This is a genomic window from Rhizobium sp. SG570 (assembly GCF_012275345.1).
Lineage (GTDB): Bacteria > Pseudomonadota > Alphaproteobacteria > Rhizobiales > Rhizobiaceae > Rhizobium > Rhizobium lusitanum.
Genome location: NZ_JAAZQI010000031.1, coordinates 1 through 15,545, shown reverse-complemented (window position 1 = coordinate 15,545; position 15,545 = coordinate 1). Strand labels below are relative to the sequence as shown.

16 protein-coding genes and 3 pseudogenes are annotated in these 15,545 nt (G+C 58.9%); 17 read left to right on the top strand and 2 right to left on the bottom strand.

Annotated features, from left to right (window positions below; genetic code table 11):
- Positions 1–21: 21 nt before the first annotated feature.
- Positions 22–735, top strand: a complete 714-nt coding sequence (locus FHT28_RS33665) for an IS6 family transposase (protein ID WP_168598632.1) — start codon at positions 22–24, stop codon at positions 733–735.
- A 78-nt stretch (positions 736–813) separates the two neighbouring features.
- On the opposite strand, the gene FHT28_RS33660 is transcribed toward FHT28_RS33665, so the two are convergent.
- Entirely contained in the window at positions 814–1,137 is a 324-nt protein-coding gene (locus FHT28_RS33660) for an XRE family transcriptional regulator (protein ID WP_168598631.1), read from the bottom strand.
- Between the two features lie 199 nt (positions 1,138–1,336).
- Between FHT28_RS33660 and FHT28_RS36940 the strand changes: the two are divergent.
- The 8 genes and pseudogenes from FHT28_RS36940 to FHT28_RS33620 form a co-directional block, all read left to right on the top strand.
- A pseudogene (locus tag FHT28_RS36940) lies at positions 1,337–1,528 on the top strand (cold-shock protein); the annotation flags it as partial.
- Between the two features lie 1,052 nt (positions 1,529–2,580).
- Positions 2,581–3,009, top strand: coding sequence for an acetyl-CoA carboxylase biotin carboxyl carrier protein subunit (locus FHT28_RS33650; RefSeq protein WP_168598629.1), 429 nt, complete (start codon positions 2,581–2,583; stop codon positions 3,007–3,009).
- Entirely contained in the window at positions 3,009–4,388 is a 1,380-nt protein-coding gene (locus FHT28_RS33645) for an acetyl-CoA carboxylase biotin carboxylase subunit (protein ID WP_168598628.1), read from the top strand. Before FHT28_RS33650 ends, FHT28_RS33645 begins: the two co-directional genes overlap by 1 nt.
- Positions 4,385–4,783: an acetyl-CoA carboxylase gene (locus FHT28_RS33640; RefSeq protein WP_168598627.1), complete on the top strand. Its 399-nt coding sequence runs from the start codon at positions 4,385–4,387 to the stop codon at positions 4,781–4,783. Before FHT28_RS33645 ends, FHT28_RS33640 begins: the two co-directional genes overlap by 4 nt.
- Positions 4,784–4,803: 20 nt before the next feature.
- Positions 4,804–5,487 carry a 5-oxoprolinase subunit PxpB gene (gene pxpB, locus FHT28_RS33635; protein WP_246705025.1) on the top strand — a complete coding sequence of 228 codons (684 nt, stop codon included), beginning with the start codon at positions 4,804–4,806 and terminating at the stop codon, positions 5,485–5,487.
- Positions 5,484–6,479 (top strand): biotin-dependent carboxyltransferase family protein, encoded by a 996-nt coding sequence (locus tag FHT28_RS33630; protein WP_168598625.1) that lies wholly within the window; start codon positions 5,484–5,486, stop codon positions 6,477–6,479. Before pxpB ends, FHT28_RS33630 begins: the two co-directional genes overlap by 4 nt.
- A gap of 34 nt (positions 6,480–6,513) precedes the next feature.
- Positions 6,514–7,281, top strand: a complete 768-nt coding sequence (locus FHT28_RS33625; protein ID WP_168598624.1) for a 5-oxoprolinase subunit PxpA — start codon at positions 6,514–6,516, stop codon at positions 7,279–7,281.
- 61 nt (positions 7,282–7,342) lie between these two features.
- On the top strand, positions 7,343–8,548 hold the full coding sequence (locus tag FHT28_RS33620) for a pyridoxal phosphate-dependent aminotransferase (protein WP_210255966.1): 1,206 nt from the start codon (positions 7,343–7,345) through the stop codon (positions 8,546–8,548).
- 7 nt (positions 8,549–8,555) lie between these two features.
- On the opposite strand, the gene nac is transcribed toward FHT28_RS33620, so the two are convergent.
- Positions 8,556–9,461 (bottom strand): nitrogen assimilation transcriptional regulator NAC, encoded by a 906-nt coding sequence (gene nac, locus FHT28_RS33615; protein ID WP_168598622.1) that lies wholly within the window; start codon positions 9,459–9,461, stop codon positions 8,556–8,558.
- A gap of 192 nt (positions 9,462–9,653) precedes the next feature.
- On the opposite strand from nac, the gene FHT28_RS33610 reads away from it, so the two are divergent.
- From FHT28_RS33610 to FHT28_RS33575, 8 genes and pseudogenes are all read left to right on the top strand, one after another.
- Positions 9,654–10,430 (top strand): SDR family oxidoreductase, encoded by a 777-nt coding sequence (locus FHT28_RS33610; RefSeq protein ID WP_168598621.1) that lies wholly within the window; start codon positions 9,654–9,656, stop codon positions 10,428–10,430.
- Positions 10,427–11,134, top strand: a complete 708-nt coding sequence (locus FHT28_RS33605) for an amino acid ABC transporter permease (protein WP_168598620.1) — start codon at positions 10,427–10,429, stop codon at positions 11,132–11,134. Before FHT28_RS33610 ends, FHT28_RS33605 begins: the two co-directional genes overlap by 4 nt.
- Positions 11,131–11,886: an amino acid ABC transporter permease gene (locus FHT28_RS33600; RefSeq protein WP_168598619.1), complete on the top strand. Its 756-nt coding sequence runs from the start codon at positions 11,131–11,133 to the stop codon at positions 11,884–11,886. Before FHT28_RS33605 ends, FHT28_RS33600 begins: the two co-directional genes overlap by 4 nt.
- Positions 11,883–12,650, top strand: coding sequence for an amino acid ABC transporter ATP-binding protein (locus tag FHT28_RS33595; RefSeq protein ID WP_168598618.1), 768 nt, complete (start codon positions 11,883–11,885; stop codon positions 12,648–12,650). The genes FHT28_RS33600 and FHT28_RS33595 overlap by 4 nt, the downstream gene beginning before the upstream one ends.
- Before the next feature lie 33 nt (positions 12,651–12,683).
- On the top strand, positions 12,684–13,520 hold the full coding sequence (locus tag FHT28_RS33590) for an ABC transporter substrate-binding protein (RefSeq protein WP_168598617.1): 837 nt from the start codon (positions 12,684–12,686) through the stop codon (positions 13,518–13,520).
- A gap of 97 nt (positions 13,521–13,617) precedes the next feature.
- A complete protein-coding gene (locus tag FHT28_RS33585) occupies positions 13,618–14,292 on the top strand; it encodes a 4-carboxy-4-hydroxy-2-oxoadipate aldolase/oxaloacetate decarboxylase (protein ID WP_168598616.1) in 675 nt (224 codons plus the stop codon).
- Between the two features lie 128 nt (positions 14,293–14,420).
- A pseudogene (locus FHT28_RS33580) lies at positions 14,421–14,603 on the top strand (L-idonate 5-dehydrogenase); the annotation flags it as partial.
- A 598-nt stretch (positions 14,604–15,201) separates the two neighbouring features.
- Positions 15,202–15,459: pseudogene (locus FHT28_RS33575) on the top strand (transposase); the annotation flags it as partial.
- Between the last annotated feature and the right edge of the window lie 86 nt (positions 15,460–15,545).

Genomic DNA, 15,545 nt, shown 5'->3' with positions numbered 1-15,545 from the left:
AACGGGTTGGTATTGGTGGCAATGACCGAAATCTCTCCTGCTCATTTCAGACGCCACCGTTTTCCCGCCGAGATCATCGCCTATGCGGTCTGGCTCTATTACCGGTTTCCACTCAGCTTTCGAGACGTCGAAGATCTGCTGGCCGAGCGCGGCATTGAGGTCTCGTTTCAGACCGTCTCGGAATGGGCTGCGAAGTTCGGCCTCAAATTCGCTCATCAGCTTCGTCGACGGTCCCGCGGTCAATTTGCTGATAAATGGCAGCTCGACGAAATGGTGGTGACGATCAAGGGGAAGAAATTCTGGCTGTGGCGGGCAGTCGATGCAAACGGTTACGTCCTCGACGCCCTGCTGCAAAGCCGGAGAAACAAGCGAGCCGCCCTCCGGCTGATGCGCAAACTGCTCAAGGGTCAGGGTACCACCCCACGGGTTATGATCACCGACAAGCTGCGGTCCTACTCTGCCGCCACGTCCGAATTGATGCCGGGCGTCGAGCATCGGTCACATAAGGGCATCAACAACCGCGCCGAGACTTCACATCTTCCCGTGCGACGATGGGAACGGCGCATGATGCGCTTCAAGTCGGCGCGGCAATGCCAGCGTTTCATTTCAACCCACGGCCAAGTCGCCAATCTCTTTCTTCTTCACCGCAAACACCTGGCCGCGGCAGATCACCGCCAGCTTCGCTCCAACGCCAACGCAACATGGCGGCAGATCACTATGTTAATCAACGCGTGAAGGCTGACACGATGCCAGACGCGCACCCTGTCCCAGCTTAAGGCGACGCCCCCCGTAACCGTAACAAAGAGGGGCCGCTTATGCGGCCTCTTTTTGTTTTTCCTCGACGCGGCAAACCACGTGATGGTTGCCATCCAGCGATGGCTTGAAGCGGTAACCAAGCGACGCAAGGTATCCAAAAAGTTTTTGGACCGAGAGTACGGCGATCTTGCCGCGTACGAGTTCACTTACCCGCGACTGCGGGATATTAAGCGCCGCTCCGATATCGGCGTTTTTCCAACCGCGTTCTTTGAAGATCGCAACCAGCGTGTTGACGAGATCGGATCGCAACGTCAAATCCGCGGCCTCAATCGGATCGTCTGTGATCGAGTCGAAAATGTTGTCGTATTCGAGCGGTGTCATAGCAAATTCCAAACTTTAAAATTACAGAATTCTGTAAATAGGTCAAAATGACAGACCCGTCCAGTTCGCAATAACCGGATGTTGCTCATGCCGGCCATGTCGGACCTATCGCGTCTCGTCGAGGTAGGCGTGTCGCTTGCGTTTACGGTTGGTGGCTGCAAAATGCGGGCAATTGTCCCTCTGAAAGGAAAGTTCATACATGCCGACCGGCAAGGTGAAGTGGTTCAGTGCAGCCAAGGGGTTTGGCTTCATCACACCAGACGATGGCACTGCAGACGTCTTCCTGCATATCTCAAAGGTCGAGGAAGCCAATCTTCCAACACTGGAAAGCGGCACTGTGGTTCAGTATTCTATCGGCTCCCGGAACGGGAAAGCCTTTGCAGAAGGTCTTTCGATCGTTTTTAAACCAAAGACACCTCGGCGGGAGCCCCCACCGGACAATTCAGCTTCAAATTTCGAGACAGAATTCGAGAAAGAATGGGGCCTTCGAAGGCGATAGCAGTCGTGGACGGCTAACGGAGCAGGCGAGCCTTGATCGCTTGCCGGACGATCGTCGGTCGCAGCACCGGTTCGCCTCGCACGAAACTTTCCTCCACCAGTTCCAAGTGCGCGACCCGCTCAACTATCTTTACCGCAAGCCGCCTGTCACCCACCAGCCAGCCTTTGCCGACTTTTTCTGACGACGGTAAAACGCGATCGCCCTTAGCGCATCCTACTGCGCGCGTGTAAGGCAAATTGCCGAGTTGTCTAATCTGCGATGATTCGACGGGATCATATAGCTACTCCTTCGCCTCGGTCCGGATATCGGCGGCCGGCCAGTCGTTCGCGGGTTCCTCGACAACGTCGTCTGCCGGATTGCGATCGCGCTGATAGGCGAGCTTGCGCTTTGCCACAACGCCCGCAGCGTTTCGATGGCGACGGCAGTCCCCTATTTAATAGGGGAGAACCGGTATGATGTTGGCGTTGAGCTGATGCATCTCCTCCCGGTTGCTGTTCGGTTGTTTTCGGAAAACCAGCCGCACCACGACTGCGCGCTAAAAAAATGTGGGCAGCCATGGACTTGGGACCTGCGATGTATTTCTTCGCGCGCCGAATTTTCTCAGCGGGAGTTACGCCCAAATCATTTCTTCTATCCAACCAAAGCTTTAGTCCGCTCGCATCCTCTCGCGAAAATAGGGGGTCGGGGGTTCAACTCCATTCAAGGCGAAAAGACATTTTGATCTATAAATATTCCCTTATACTTTCAGACAATTTCCTTAGATGAATAGCCTCGCCATCCGCCCTTCGATTTTGACATGATCAGGGCTGAAGTCGTGGATGAGGCTTATCCATTCAAACTTCGTCTGACCCCATCGTTGAAGCGCTCATGGTACGGAATGAACTTCATTGGCCCGGTCCCGATCGCTAGGGGCGGCGCCGTCATTCTGAACTACCAGGCGCGTTATGGATCTGTCGAAAATCAAAGCACTCATCGACTTTGTCGGGCAATCGAACGTGTCCGAACTGGCGGTCACCGAAAAGGACGTGACAGTCCGCATTTTTCGCAACCACCAGTCGGGTCATGCTTCCTCGGCCTCCACGAACCCCGCGGTGGTTGCCATCGCATCTGAGAGTGCCACCGCTGAAACCCAGGCTGCTGCCGTGCCCGTCAAGGCACCTGTCTTTGGGGTCCTGCACCGAGCCCCGGCCCCGGGCGAGCCACCCTTCGTCAAGCTGGGCGATGCAGTTGAGGAGGGGCAGACCCTCTTCGTCATCGAGGCGATGAAGGTTTTCAACACAATTTCTGCGCCGCGTTCGGGGCGCATTGTCCACCTCACAGACATCGATGGCGGTGAAGTAGAGACGGGCAACCTGCTGGCGGAGATCGCTTGATGTCGTCACTTCCCGACCATAAGCCGCTGTTTGACACAGTCCTCATCGCAAACCGCGGCGAGATCGCAACGCGTGTTCAGCGCGCCTGCCGCGATCTCGGACTCAAAACCGTGGCAGTCTGTTCCGAGGCGGATCGTGACGCGTCCTACGGCAAATCTGCGGACGTGGTTCTCTGCATCGGCCCGTCCAGCGCGTCCAAAAGCTATCTGAACAAGGACGCCATTCTTCTCGCAGCCCGTCTGACCGGGGCAGGGGCCATTCATCCGGGCTACGGCTTTCTTTCGGAAAATGCTGCCTTTGCCCGGGCTATCGAGACTGCAGGTCTGGTTTTCATCGGGCCCAATGCCGCCTCGATTGCCAAGATGGGGGACAAGATAGCGGCGAAGCGCGCAATGATCGCCGCCGGAGTGCCCTGCGTTCCCGGCCCGGACACGGCGCTGCCGGACGACCAGAGCCTCGTCGAACAGATCGCGCTCGAGATTGGCTATCCTGTGATCATCAAGGCAATCGGTGGCGGCGGCGGTCGCGGCATGCGGGTGGTGACAGAACCGGCCCGATTGCAGGATGCGCTTGCGTTGACGCGGGAGGAAGCGCGCCAGGCCTTTGGTTCGCCGGCGCTCTACATGGAGAAGTTTCTCCAGCATCCGCGTCATATCGAGATCCAGGTCCTCTGCGACGCCCATGGCAACGCCGTTTGGCTCGGGCATCGCGATTGCTCCATGCAGCGGCGTCACCAGAAGGTTGTCGAGGAAGCTCCGGCTCCCGGGATTGCTCCGGAGATCATCGGCCCGGTCGGTGAGGCCTGTGTCGACGCCTGCCGGCAGATCGGATATCGCGGGGTCGGAACCTTCGAGTTTCTTTACGAGAACGGGGCGTTCCACTTCATCGAGATGAACACGCGGCTGCAGGTCGAGCATCCGGTCACCGAGCTGACGGCCGGGATCGACATCGTCCAGCAGCAGATCAAGGCGGCGCAGGGCATTCCGTTGGAACTGACCCAACAGCAAGTGACGTGCGTAGGCCATTCCTTTGAGTGCCGCATCAATGCCGAAGACCCCGAAACATTCATGTCGTCTGCAGGCGTGATCACCGGGCTCGAGCTGCCTGAAGGTGAGGGCATCCGTGTCGATACCCACATCCATGCCGGCTACAAGGTCTCTCCCTACTACGACTCGCTGATTGCCAAGGTGATCGTCCATGCACCGACGCGTGCCGGAGCATTGGCCAGGATGCGCCAGGCGCTTGCCGACACGCGCGTGGATGGCATTTCCACCAACATTTGGTTCCTGCGCGCACTGTTCGAGGATGCGGCTTTTGCGAAAGGCGAGACGGACATCCACTATCTGGAGCAATGGCTGAAACAGAGGGCCACGCCATGAGCGCGATCGACTTTAGCGATCCGAAAACGATTGCCTTTCTGACCGAAGCGCTGACAGCCGCCGGTGTGGACGGATTGGAAATCTCAAGCGCCTCCGGGAAACTGCGCATTGTCGTCTCCGGTGGTGAAAACCACGTTTCGCAAGCGGCCAAGGCTTCATCCAAACCCGCTGTGATCAAGGCACCGATGGCGGGGATTTTTCAGCTCCGGGATTCCGCTTCAGCAGACCTTCCACATTCCGTCGCTGCCGCCGATGTTCTGGGCTTTTCGCGGGTCGGTCATGTTCTGGTTCCCCTGAGAGCGGGACATTCCGGTGTCTTGACCAGGCGGCTGATAGAACCTGGCACGCTGGTCGGGTTCGGGGATGCCCTGTTCGAGATCGAGGCCCAGTCATGATAGCGACAGTGCACACACACATGCAGCCATTGACCATCATTCCCGTCGTCAAGGACCATGCTCGCATCTCCGCGATCGGCAGCCGATCCTTTCTGCTGGAGGCGCCCGGTGAGTTCGACCTGCCCGCCCAACGTCGCATCTGGGCCCTGTCCCAGACACTGAAGGGCTGGCCCGAGCTGGCGGAAATCATTCCCGGCATGACCAACCTTCTCGCAATTTTCAAGCAGACGCCCGAGGATCCGGCTGAGGTCATCGATCGGCTGTATGAGGCCTGGGACGCTGCTCGCAGCATCGATCTTGCCGGGAAAACCATCGAGATCCCCGTTCACTACGGTGGAAAATACGCGACCGATCTGCCGGCATTGTGTGACCTGTCGGGGCTTACCGATCGCGAGGTGGTCCGTATCCATCACGAGGCGACCTACCGGGTGTTCGCGCTCGGCAGCGCGCCGGGCTTTGGCTATCTCCACGGTCTTGATCCCCGCATCTACATGCCCCGCAAGACCGTACCGTCGCTGAAGATGGAGAAGGGCTGCGTGACAATCGGCGGCATGCAGACCGGGGTTGCCATGCTCACCGGACCCAATGGCTGGAATTCCATAGGCTTTGCCGATCTGCAGATGTTTGACCCGCAATCACCGACGCCAGCCATGATGGCGCCGGGCGATATTGTCCGGTTCGTGCCCGCGAGGATCGAGCTATGATTGAAATCCTTGAAACTGGCCCCTTCAACACCGTGCAGGACCTCGGACGTCCAGGTTATCGCGATATCGGTGTTTCGGCCAGCGGCGCCATGGATCCTCTTGCCGTCAGGATCGGCAACAGTCTTGTCGGCAATGACGAGGGCGCGGCCGCGCTGGAGATCCAGACATTTCCCTTCCGCCTGCAATTCACCGACCGCACCGTGTTTGCCGTTACCGGCACGGATGGCAATCCGGTCTTGGATGGTATCGAGCTGCCTGCATGGTGCGCCTTCACTGCCGAGGCGGGCCAGATTCTTGAGCTGAGGCAGCCGCCGAAACTCGCCCGCGCCTATCTCTGTGTTGCCGGCGGCTTGGACGTGCCGTCGGTCATGGGGTCGCGCAGCACCTCCTTGCGCGGCGGCTTTGGCGGATATGCGGGCCGGCCGCTGGAGAAGGGCGACCAGATAATCGCGGGGGCTGCCTCCACGAACATTCCGCTGCCCGCCTCGGGTCTGGCGGTGGTGGAGCCGTCGATAGCGCTGCAGGATGTTTTCCCTTCATCCCCTGATGGAACGTTGCTGATCCGTGCCCTGCCGGCCGGCGAGCATGGCCTCTTTGCGGATGATGGCAAGGCGTTCTGGGATCAGACCTGGCGCATCTCGTCGCGCAGTGATCGTACAGGCTACCGCCTGTCCGGCGACGCCATCGTGCCGACGGAAACCGTCGAGATGCGATCGCATGGCGTGGTGCCGGGAGTGATCCAGGTTCCGCCCGGAGGCGAACCCATCGTGCAGATGAGCGATGCGAATACGGCCGGCGGCTACCCGAAGATTGCCGGTGTGATCGAATGCGATCTGTGGCGTCTCGGCCAGGCCCGGATCGGCAGCCGCGTGCAGTTCGTCCGGTCGAGCCATGCGGAGGCGCGTGCGGTGGAAAAAGCCGTCGAACGCTACATCGCAGATTTGAGGCAGACCATACCGATGGTCAAACGCGCTCTGAAGGCAATGGCTTGAGTATGCGGGCTATCGGCGATGAGAGGAACTTAGGATGAAGATCGATCTGAATTCCGACATGGGCGAAGGATTTGGTCCGTACCGGCTGTGCGACGACGAGGCGATGATGCAGATCGTTTCCTCCGCCAACATCGCCTGCGGGTTTCATGGCGGCGACCCCGATACGATGGTGCGGATGGTGCGGCTGGCGAAGGCCAACGGCGTCGGTATCGGTGCGCATCCGGGTCTGCCGGACCGGCTCGGTTTCGGGCGTCGCGAAATGCCGTATCAGCCGGATGAACTGCGCCAGCAGATGCTTTACCAGCTCGGTGCCCTGATCGCGATCGCCAGAGCCGAGGGTATGAAGGTTGGCCATTTCAGCTTCCACGCGGCCATGGGAACGATGGTCGAGCGTGATCCGGCCGTTGCAGACCTGATGATGCAGGCGATTGTCGCGGTGGACCCGGGTCTGGCTGTTTTCGTCACCGCAGGCAGCGAAATTGAAAAGGCTGCAAAGCGGGCTGGCTTGAAGACACTGGACTTGTTCCTCGCTGACCGCGCCTATGACGCGCGTGGCAAACTTGTTGCGCGTGGTCTGCCTGGCGCGCTTGTCAAGGACGAGGCATCGGTACGCGCCCGCGTGCGTCGCTTCCTCGTTGATGGAACCGTCGAGGCAATCGATGGAACGGTCATTCCAATGCAGGCGCGGTCCATTCTCGTCCATAGCGACACGCCCGGTTCGCTGGAGCTTGCCCGCATCGTCCGCAGCGAAATCGAGGCGTCCGGCGCCAAGCTTGCTCCTGCGGCGGAGCTTGCCAGCTGACATGCCTGATCGCCCAGCGGGCGCTCGTCCAATTTCAATCCACCATCGAAAGACCATGCTGATGTCCGTCACAGCCGACCGCCTGAAGAATGTCTCCATCTCCGCCTCCGCAGCCATGACCCAGCGCGCCCGAGAGCTGGCAGCCAAGGGTATCAAGGTCGTCAGCCTCTCCTCCGGTGAGCCCGACTTTCCGACGCCAGCCCACGCAATCGAGGCCGCCTATTCTGCCGCCCTGAACGGTGACACCAAATATCCGCCCATGGACGGCACGGCAGCGCTCAAGGCCGCCATTTCCAGGAAGTTCAAGCGCGATAACAATCTGGATTACGATGCTAGCCAGATTATCGTCTCGGCCGGCGGTAAGCAGGTCATCTTCAATGCGATGCTGGCAACCTGCAATCCCGGCGATGAAGTCGTGATCCCCACACCCTCCTGGGTCAGCTATGCCGATATCGTCAAGTTCGCCGGTGGCGTTCCTGTCGCTGTCCCTTGCTTTGAGCAGGCCGGCTTCAAGCTGCGCGCGGAAGACCTGGAAGCCGCCATCACGCCGCGGACCAAGTGGCTGTTTCTGAACTTCCCGAACAATCCCACCGGCGCCGCCTGCTCGCGGGCCGAGATGGCGGCGATCGCTGAAGTGATGCTGCGCCATCCTGACGTGTTGATCCTGACCGATGACATCTACGAGCATCTGGTCTACGACGATTTCGAATTCTGCACGATCGCTGAGGTCGAGCCCCGTCTCTATGATCGCGTGCTGACGATGAATGGCGTCTCGAAGGCCTATGCGATGACCGGTTGGCGGCTGGGCTTCTGTGCCAGCGGTTCGAAGGAACTGATGGCCGCGATCAGCAATGTCAATGGCCAGAACAGCGGCGGCATCTCGACCCTGACCCAAGCGGCTGCGATTGCCGCACTCGATGGTCCGCAGGACCTGCTGAAGGAACGGGCGGCGATCTACAAAGCGCGTCGAGATTTTGTGATCGACAAGCTGTCCCAGGTGGAAGGACTTCGCTGCCACAAGCCCGAAGGTGCCTTTTACGTCTATCCCAACATGGCTGGCCTGATCGGAAAGACCAGCAAGGGCGGCTGCAAGATCGCGACCGACGTCGATTTCGTGATGGCGCTGGTCGATGAACACCACGTCGCCACCGTTCAGGGCGCCGCCTATGGCATGAGCCCGTTCTTCCGCATTTCCTACGCAACCAGCATGGAGATGCTGGAGGAGGGCTGTGCCCGTATTGCGCAGTTCTGCAAGGACATGCGCTAGTAGGCTGCTAAATCTTCAGGCCTTCGGTCAGCTCGACAAGAATGTCCCTGACCGCAAGTGCCGGCTCCGACAGCGGGTTCTGATCGGAGACACATAAAGACAAAGTCTCCTCGATCCGCGGGGAGATGATCCGGCAGACCAGCGGTTCGTTGGTTTCCGTTACGATACGATCTGCAATCGCCTTCGGCATGATCGTGGCTCCGAGACCGGCTGCCACCGCGCGCGCCAAGGTGCGCACGATCTCCACTTCCGCCACCACTTTCATACTGTTGCGGGTGCGTGTGAAAGCGGTATCTACCGCCCTTCGCACAAAATTATAGGCTGGCGGCATCAGCAAGGGCATGCCGTCCAGCGCCGCCAGCGGCACCGGCTTGCCATCATCCTCTATTGCGAAGTCGCGATGCGCGACAAGATAGAAGTCCTCTCTGAGGATCGGATCGAAGCGCACACCCTTGATGGGCCCCGTGCCGTGGATCAGTGCCATTTCTAATCGGCCGTTCATGATCATCTGGCTATAGGTCTGGCCGACGCTCTCGGTCAGGTGCAGCAGGATGCCAGGATGACGCCGGCGGGTCTCCGCGAGAAGGTCGACAGACAGGGTGGCCGCGCTGCTGAAAGGCACCAGGCCAACGGAAACGCGTCCGGCCAGCGAATTGCCGGCTGCCGATGCATCGGCCTGCGCCTGTTCCATCTGCCGCAGGATTATCTGGGCATGGCGATACACCGCATGGCCCGCATCCGTCATGCTGACACCCTGCTGACTGCGGATCAAAAGCTTCTGGCCAAAATGTTCTTCCAGCGCGGCCAGCTGCTGGCTAAGCGCTGGCTGGGCGATGTGCAGAAGATCGGCTGCACGCGTGATGCTCCCGCTGTCGACAATCACGATGAAGGATTTGAGGCGCCTGATGTCCATTTTATCGGGATGCTTTTGTTCTCTCTCGACGCATGTTGACAGAGGCGGGCGCCGTTTGCAAACGCGGGGCTTCCGGTTAATGGCGCAGAAGCGGGGCTCCATACAACTTGCTTATTGCTCCAGATATAATCGGTCTTAGGCAAGCAATTGAAGCGTCGCTAATGTCTGCGACAACAAAAAAAGGGGACTTCAATGCCATTCTCCGATTACAAGACAGCCTTGGTGACGGGAGCATCCTCCGGCATCGGCGCTGCCATTGTCGAACGCTTCCGTCGCGAGTATATCGAAGTGCACGCCATTGCCCGTAGCGGCGATGCGCTCAAGGCTCTTGCCGAACGGACCGGGTGCATCGCGCACGTCATCGATGTGACGGATCGCGCCGCGATCGCCGACCTCGCATCCAGGGTTCCGTTCGACATCCTCGTCAACAATGCCGGGGTCGACCGGCCCAAGAAGTTCTTGGACGCCGATGAAGAGGACATCGATCTGCTTGTCGACGTCAACCTGCGCGCGGTTCTTCACATCTGCCGCCTGATCGTTCCGGGAATGGTTGCCCGCGACCGCGGTCACGTCATCAACATCTCTTCGATTGCCGGCAATTACAATTTCGGTGGCAACTCCACCTATCATGCCGTCAAGGCTGGCGTGGCCATGCTGTCGAACCAGCTGCGGCTGGATGCCTTCGGCAAGCGTGTCCGCGTTACGGAAGTCTGCCCGGGTCGCGTGGCAACGGATATCTTCAACCACGTGCATGGTAATGATCCGAGCATTCGCGAACGCTTCATCGACGGCTTCGAGCTCCCCCAGGCGGCCGACATTGCGGACGCGATAGCCTTTGCAATTGCTGCGCCGGTGGCCGTCAATATCGGTCATATGGAGATCACGCCGACACTCCAGGTGATGGGTGGGCTTCAGACGGCACGGCCCCAGCCGCTTCAGGCCGACGAACCCGGGGAGCCGAAGCGGTGAGTGGATTCGACCTTTCGGCCATTCTCAAGGATCCGGCCTCTGTCGCCATGCTGCTGCATGGCGTCGAGATGACGTTCGTCATCTTTGCCGGGTCGTGGCTTTTGGCGATGGTCCTCGCGCTCACGCTTCTGTCCATCCGCTTTTCTCCGTTTCGCTTCGGCGAATACGTGGTAGCCGCCTACGTTTCCTATCATCGCAACGTGCCGACGCTGGTTCAGCTGATGCTGTGGTATTTCGGCATTTTCACCTTGCTGCCGAACGGGTTGACGGCCTGGCTTTCCGCGCATAACGCCGAAACCATCTTTGCCGTCATTGGCCTCGGGCTGTGCCAGGCGGCCTATTTCAGCGAAGACTTGCGCTCCGGGCTGCGCTCCGTTGGTCCCGGGCAGATGGAAGCCGCCACCGCACTCGGCCATGGTTATCTGTCGGCCATGCGTTTCGTGATCCTGCCGCAGGGTGTCCGCAATGCGCTTCCGCCGCTGATCAATCACAGTGTATCGCTCTTCAAGAACAGCAGCCTGGCCATCATCATCGGGGCCCCGGAATTGACCCACGCGGTCAAGGAAATCGAAAACTTGAGCTTCCGGACCTTCGAGATCTACCTGATCGGCACGGTGCTCTATCTGTTCTTTTCTCTGCTGATCATGGGTGCCGGTGCCTACCTGTCAATGCGTGCAGACCCGGTTCGGAGGGCACGCGCATGATCACGGACATCATCACCATCATCAAGGACTACTGGCTTCTGCTATTGATCGGTCAGTTTCCGAACGGCCCGCTGGGTGGTCTGGTCAATACGCTGATCCTGTCGGCGCTGAGTATCGCGTTTGCCTTTCCGATCAGCATCCTGTTTGCCCTGGCGCGCCTGTCAAAATGGCGGGCGTTGCGGTGGCCCGTCACGGCGCTCGTCTACATCACGCGCGGTGTGCCGCTGCTGATGCTGGTTCTGTGGAGCTATTTTCTGGTGCCGCTGTTGACCGGGGCGGATGTTCCAAGCTTCGTCACCATGCTGACGACGCTGGCCATCTACCAGGGAGCATTCCTCAGCGAGGTCGTTCGCGGCGGCATCGTCGCCCTCGGTCATGGGCAGATGGAAGCAGCCAAGGCGCTGGGACACAGCTATCTGGGGGCGATGCGGTTCATCATCCTGCCGCAGGCGCTTTACAATATGATCCCGAGCATCATTTCGACCTTCGTGTCCACGATCAAGGATACGACGATCGGCTATGTCATCAACGTGCCGGATCTCACCTTCGCGGCCAGCCAGGTCAACAACCAGCTTCTGACACAGCCCTTCCAGGTCTTTCTGATCCTGGCGATCGTCTACTACGCCATCTGCTGGAGCCTGACCCAGGTCGCCAACGTTATCGAGCGACGGATTACCCGCCGGCGCGCCGGCACATCCCGCGCGACAGTTGCAACTCTGGCGTCGTCCAAAATCCTATCGGAGCAGCCATGACCATGTCCGCACCCACTTCGCAACAGGCTCCGGCAATCCGCCTGTCCAACGTTTACAAGAGCTATGGCGATCATCCTGTTCTGAAAAACATCGATGCCTCTGTTGCGCGCGGCGAGGTGGTGGTGATCTGCGGCCCGTCCGGTTCAGGCAAGTCCACACTGATACGCACCATCAACCGTCTGGAAGAGATCAACAGCGGGTCGATCATCTTCGACGGCCAGGACATTCACGCGGCGATGCCGGCGAAGAAGCTCAATCTTCTGCGCAGCAGCATCGGCTTCGTATTCCAGAACTTCAACCTTTTCCCGCATCTGTCGGTGGTCGAGAACGTCTCGATGTCACCGGTGCGCGTGAAGGGCGTGGCGCCCCATGTGGCTTACGACAAGGCGCTGAAACTGCTTGATCGGGTCGGGCTTGCCGAAAAGGCAAACGTTTATCCCGGTCAGCTTTCCGGCGGACAGCAGCAGCGGGTGGCAATCGCCCGTGCGCTCGCCATGGAGCCGCCGGTCATGCTGTTCGATGAGCCGACCAGCGCGCTGGATCCCGAAATGGTCGGGGAAGTGCTCTCGGTGATGAAAAGCCTCGCGGCTGAAGGGATGACCATGTTGTGCGTCACGCATGAAATGGGGTTTGCCCGCGACGTTGCCGACCGCATCTGGTTCATCGATGCGGGAGAAATCCTTGAGACGGCTCCGCCGGAAGAGTTCTTCAAGACACCCCGCCATCCCCGTGCGCAGCGTTTCCTCGCTGATCTGCGCCACTGATATCCAAAACCAATAAAACAAAGGAGAGCAGCAATGAACTGGAAATGCATCACTCTGGCGGCGGCACTTGCCGGTACCGCAGCCATCTCGCCGGCCAAGGCGGATCAACTCGACACGATCATGTCGTCGAAGACGCTGCGTTGCGCGACGTTTGCCGACGTGCCCCCCTTCGCCTCGCCCGATCCGAAGACCCGCGAAATGGTCGGTTTCGACGTCGATCTGTGCAACGCAATCGCCAAAGCGCTCGATGTTAAGGCGGAAATCAAGCCTGTGTCCGTCGAGGCGCGCGTACCCGAGGTCAAGCTGGGTCGTGTCGACATCACGGTTGCCAATCTCGCTTATACGGTGAGCCGTGCCGAACAGATCCAGTTCAGCGATCCCTATTATCTCGCCAAGGAAATGCTTATCGTTCCGGCTGACGATCCCGGCCAGAAGAAGGCTGATTTCGAGGGCCAGCGCCTGGCGTCGACCAAGGGCTCGACCTCAGAAATGTCGATCAAGCTCAACAAGTCCGATCCCTTGACCTTCCAGGATACGGCGTCCGCCTATCTCGCCGCCCAGCAGGGCAAGGCTCGCGGCATGGTCGCCAACACGATGACGACGACCAAGCTGGTCTTGGAATCGAAGACCAAGGGCAAGGAAATGCGGATGATTCCGGAGCCGATGCTCTATCAGCCGATCGGCATCGGCATGGCCAAGGACAATCCGGCGCTCACCGCCAAGATCAACGAGGTCCTGCGCAAGCTCGATACATCCGGTGAACTCAACCAGATCTGGGACAAGTGGCTTGGCCCGAACACCGATTACAAGATGACACGCACCGACAAGGTCGTGCCGCTTGCCGAACTGAAATTCGACCCGATCCCATAAGCCGAACGGCCGGGACCCAACTCAACCAAAAAAATGTCAGTGTTCATGGCGGTGGAGATGGTTCTGCCGCCACGGGTACCTGTGCGAGGAAATCCAAGTGATCCACATCAAAGACATCGCAGAACGCCCGTCCAAGGTCGATATCGAGGCGCTTGCAAAGTTCTCTCCGGCAACGATCCATGAAGCCCAGGGCCGCCGCGGCGCATTGTCGTCGCGATTGAAGCCGGTGGATTATCGCATGAAGCTGTGCGGTCCGGCTTTCACGGTCAAATCCTCGCCGCGTGACAACATCATGCTGCAGCTGGCCATCAACTATGCCAAGCCGGGCGATATCATCGTGGTTTCGGCCGGAGAGTATGAAGAGGCCGGGTATTTCGGGGACGTGCTGGCCAATGCCTGCCTTGCCAAGGGTATTGGTGGTCTTGTTACGGATACCGGCGTGCGCGATACGCTGCAGCTTCGCGAACTGGGCTTGCCGGTCTTCTCGCTCAGCACCTGCATCAAGGGCACCGTCAAGGAGACCCTCGGCACGACCAACGATTCCATTATTGTCGGCGGCGAGATCATCCATCCGGGCGATGTCATCGTTGGCGATGCAGATGGTCTGGTCGTGGTCCGCCGCAACGAAGTGGCGGAAGTCGCGAAGCTTTCGCAGGCCCGTGAGGATGCCGAAGCAGGCTATATCGCCGCCTACAAGGCTGGAAAGTCTGTGGTGGAAGTCTCCAACCTGGAAGCCGTGCTGAAGGCAAAAGGCCTGGTCGTCGATATCTGATCGGCGGCCGCATCACTCGACCCATATGGCATTTCTCGTATCGTAAGGAGGTTTGAATGACCTTCCCCCTTTTCGACCTTTCCGGGCAACGTGCCCTTGTGACCGGTTCCTCGCAAGGCATCAGCTAAATCGAGATGAAGGGGACTTTCCGCTTTCACGAGGAATTCGGCCTGGCGGTAGACCTCATCAACAAGCGACGGGTGGATCTTGCACCGCTTCTGACCGGTACCTACCCGATTGAGGATGCCGTCGCAGCCTTCGAAATCGCCGGAGACCGAACACAGTCGATGAAGGTGCAGCTGGTGTTTTGATACCAGCTTTCCTCCCAACCTTCAGCGATTTCAAAGATAGAAACATCGGAGAAAAAGTTCGAAGACGAGCCAATCTGGTTCGGTTCACCTGCATCGGCTGACGAATTGTAGGATCTGAACGACCTTAATCTTGAGACACTGGAGCTTGAGAGGATTAAATTTTCAATGATTTCCAGATCGCAAGCCTAAGCTTGCGGGTTCGAACCCCATGAAGAGCAAGATGCTGGCAACGCGATTTTGATGAGTGACTCGCGGCCCACACGCAATGACCGCTTTGCGCTCCCAATTCGGTCATGACCTTTGTGATTTCACGCTCCCAGAACCGGACCTTACTCCGAAACTGCATCATACCTCCAGTGCGCCATCCAACACACATCACACGCAGATGCGTTCGAATGCGAGGTAGTCACCAAGAAAGCGCACCGCCAACGACTCAAAGCTGTCACGAGCGATTTCCTCTTTAATGAGGCCCGCGCCCTCTACTCAAACTCCCGTTGCCCCATTTGCAAACGTCGGCCCGCCGCCCAGCGCCGGTGACCTTGCCCCGTTGAAATAATCCATTTTGAAGTAAGCTCTGGCCCATTGAGAGGACCAGAGAATGAAGCGCAACCGTTTCACCGACGAGCAGATCATCGGCATTTTGAAGGAGCACGAGACTGGCACGCCGGTCTCAGAGCTTTGCCGCAAGCACGGCGTCAGCGATGCCAGCATCTATAAATGGAAGGCCAAATGCGGCGGTATGGACGTATCCGAAGCCAAGCGGCTGAAGACGCTGGAAGACGAGAACACGAAGCTGAAACGGCTCCTGGCAGATGCGATGCTGGACAATGCGGCTTTAAAAGACCTCTTGGGAAAGAATGTATGGTCCGCCCCGTCCTTGCAAGGGTTCGCGACATCGCAAATGACGATTCCAGTTGCATAAATGTATCCGGCCTCTCGCGA

Excerpts from the sequence above, each read along its gene's own strand:
- FHT28_RS33665 (WP_168598632.1), top strand. The coding sequence starts at position 22 with ATGACCGAAATCTCTCCTGCTCATTTCAGACGCCACCGTTTTCCCGCC.
- FHT28_RS33660 (WP_168598631.1), bottom strand. The coding sequence starts at position 1,137 with ATGACACCGCTCGAATACGACAACATTTTCGACTCGATCACAGACGAT.
- FHT28_RS33650 (WP_168598629.1), top strand. The coding sequence starts at position 2,581 with ATGGATCTGTCGAAAATCAAAGCACTCATCGACTTTGTCGGGCAATCG.
- FHT28_RS33645 (WP_168598628.1), top strand. The coding sequence starts at position 3,009 with ATGTCGTCACTTCCCGACCATAAGCCGCTGTTTGACACAGTCCTCATC.
- FHT28_RS33640 (WP_168598627.1), top strand. The coding sequence starts at position 4,385 with ATGAGCGCGATCGACTTTAGCGATCCGAAAACGATTGCCTTTCTGACC.
- pxpB (WP_246705025.1), top strand. The coding sequence starts at position 4,804 with ATGCAGCCATTGACCATCATTCCCGTCGTCAAGGACCATGCTCGCATC.
- FHT28_RS33630 (WP_168598625.1), top strand. The coding sequence starts at position 5,484 with ATGATTGAAATCCTTGAAACTGGCCCCTTCAACACCGTGCAGGACCTC.
- FHT28_RS33625 (WP_168598624.1), top strand. The coding sequence starts at position 6,514 with ATGAAGATCGATCTGAATTCCGACATGGGCGAAGGATTTGGTCCGTAC.
- FHT28_RS33620 (WP_210255966.1), top strand. The coding sequence starts at position 7,343 with ATGTCCGTCACAGCCGACCGCCTGAAGAATGTCTCCATCTCCGCCTCC.
- nac (WP_168598622.1), bottom strand. The coding sequence starts at position 9,461 with ATGGACATCAGGCGCCTCAAATCCTTCATCGTGATTGTCGACAGCGGG.
- FHT28_RS33610 (WP_168598621.1), top strand. The coding sequence starts at position 9,654 with ATGCCATTCTCCGATTACAAGACAGCCTTGGTGACGGGAGCATCCTCC.
- FHT28_RS33600 (WP_168598619.1), top strand. The coding sequence starts at position 11,131 with ATGATCACGGACATCATCACCATCATCAAGGACTACTGGCTTCTGCTA.
- FHT28_RS33595 (WP_168598618.1), top strand. The coding sequence starts at position 11,883 with ATGACCATGTCCGCACCCACTTCGCAACAGGCTCCGGCAATCCGCCTG.
- FHT28_RS33590 (WP_168598617.1), top strand. The coding sequence starts at position 12,684 with ATGAACTGGAAATGCATCACTCTGGCGGCGGCACTTGCCGGTACCGCA.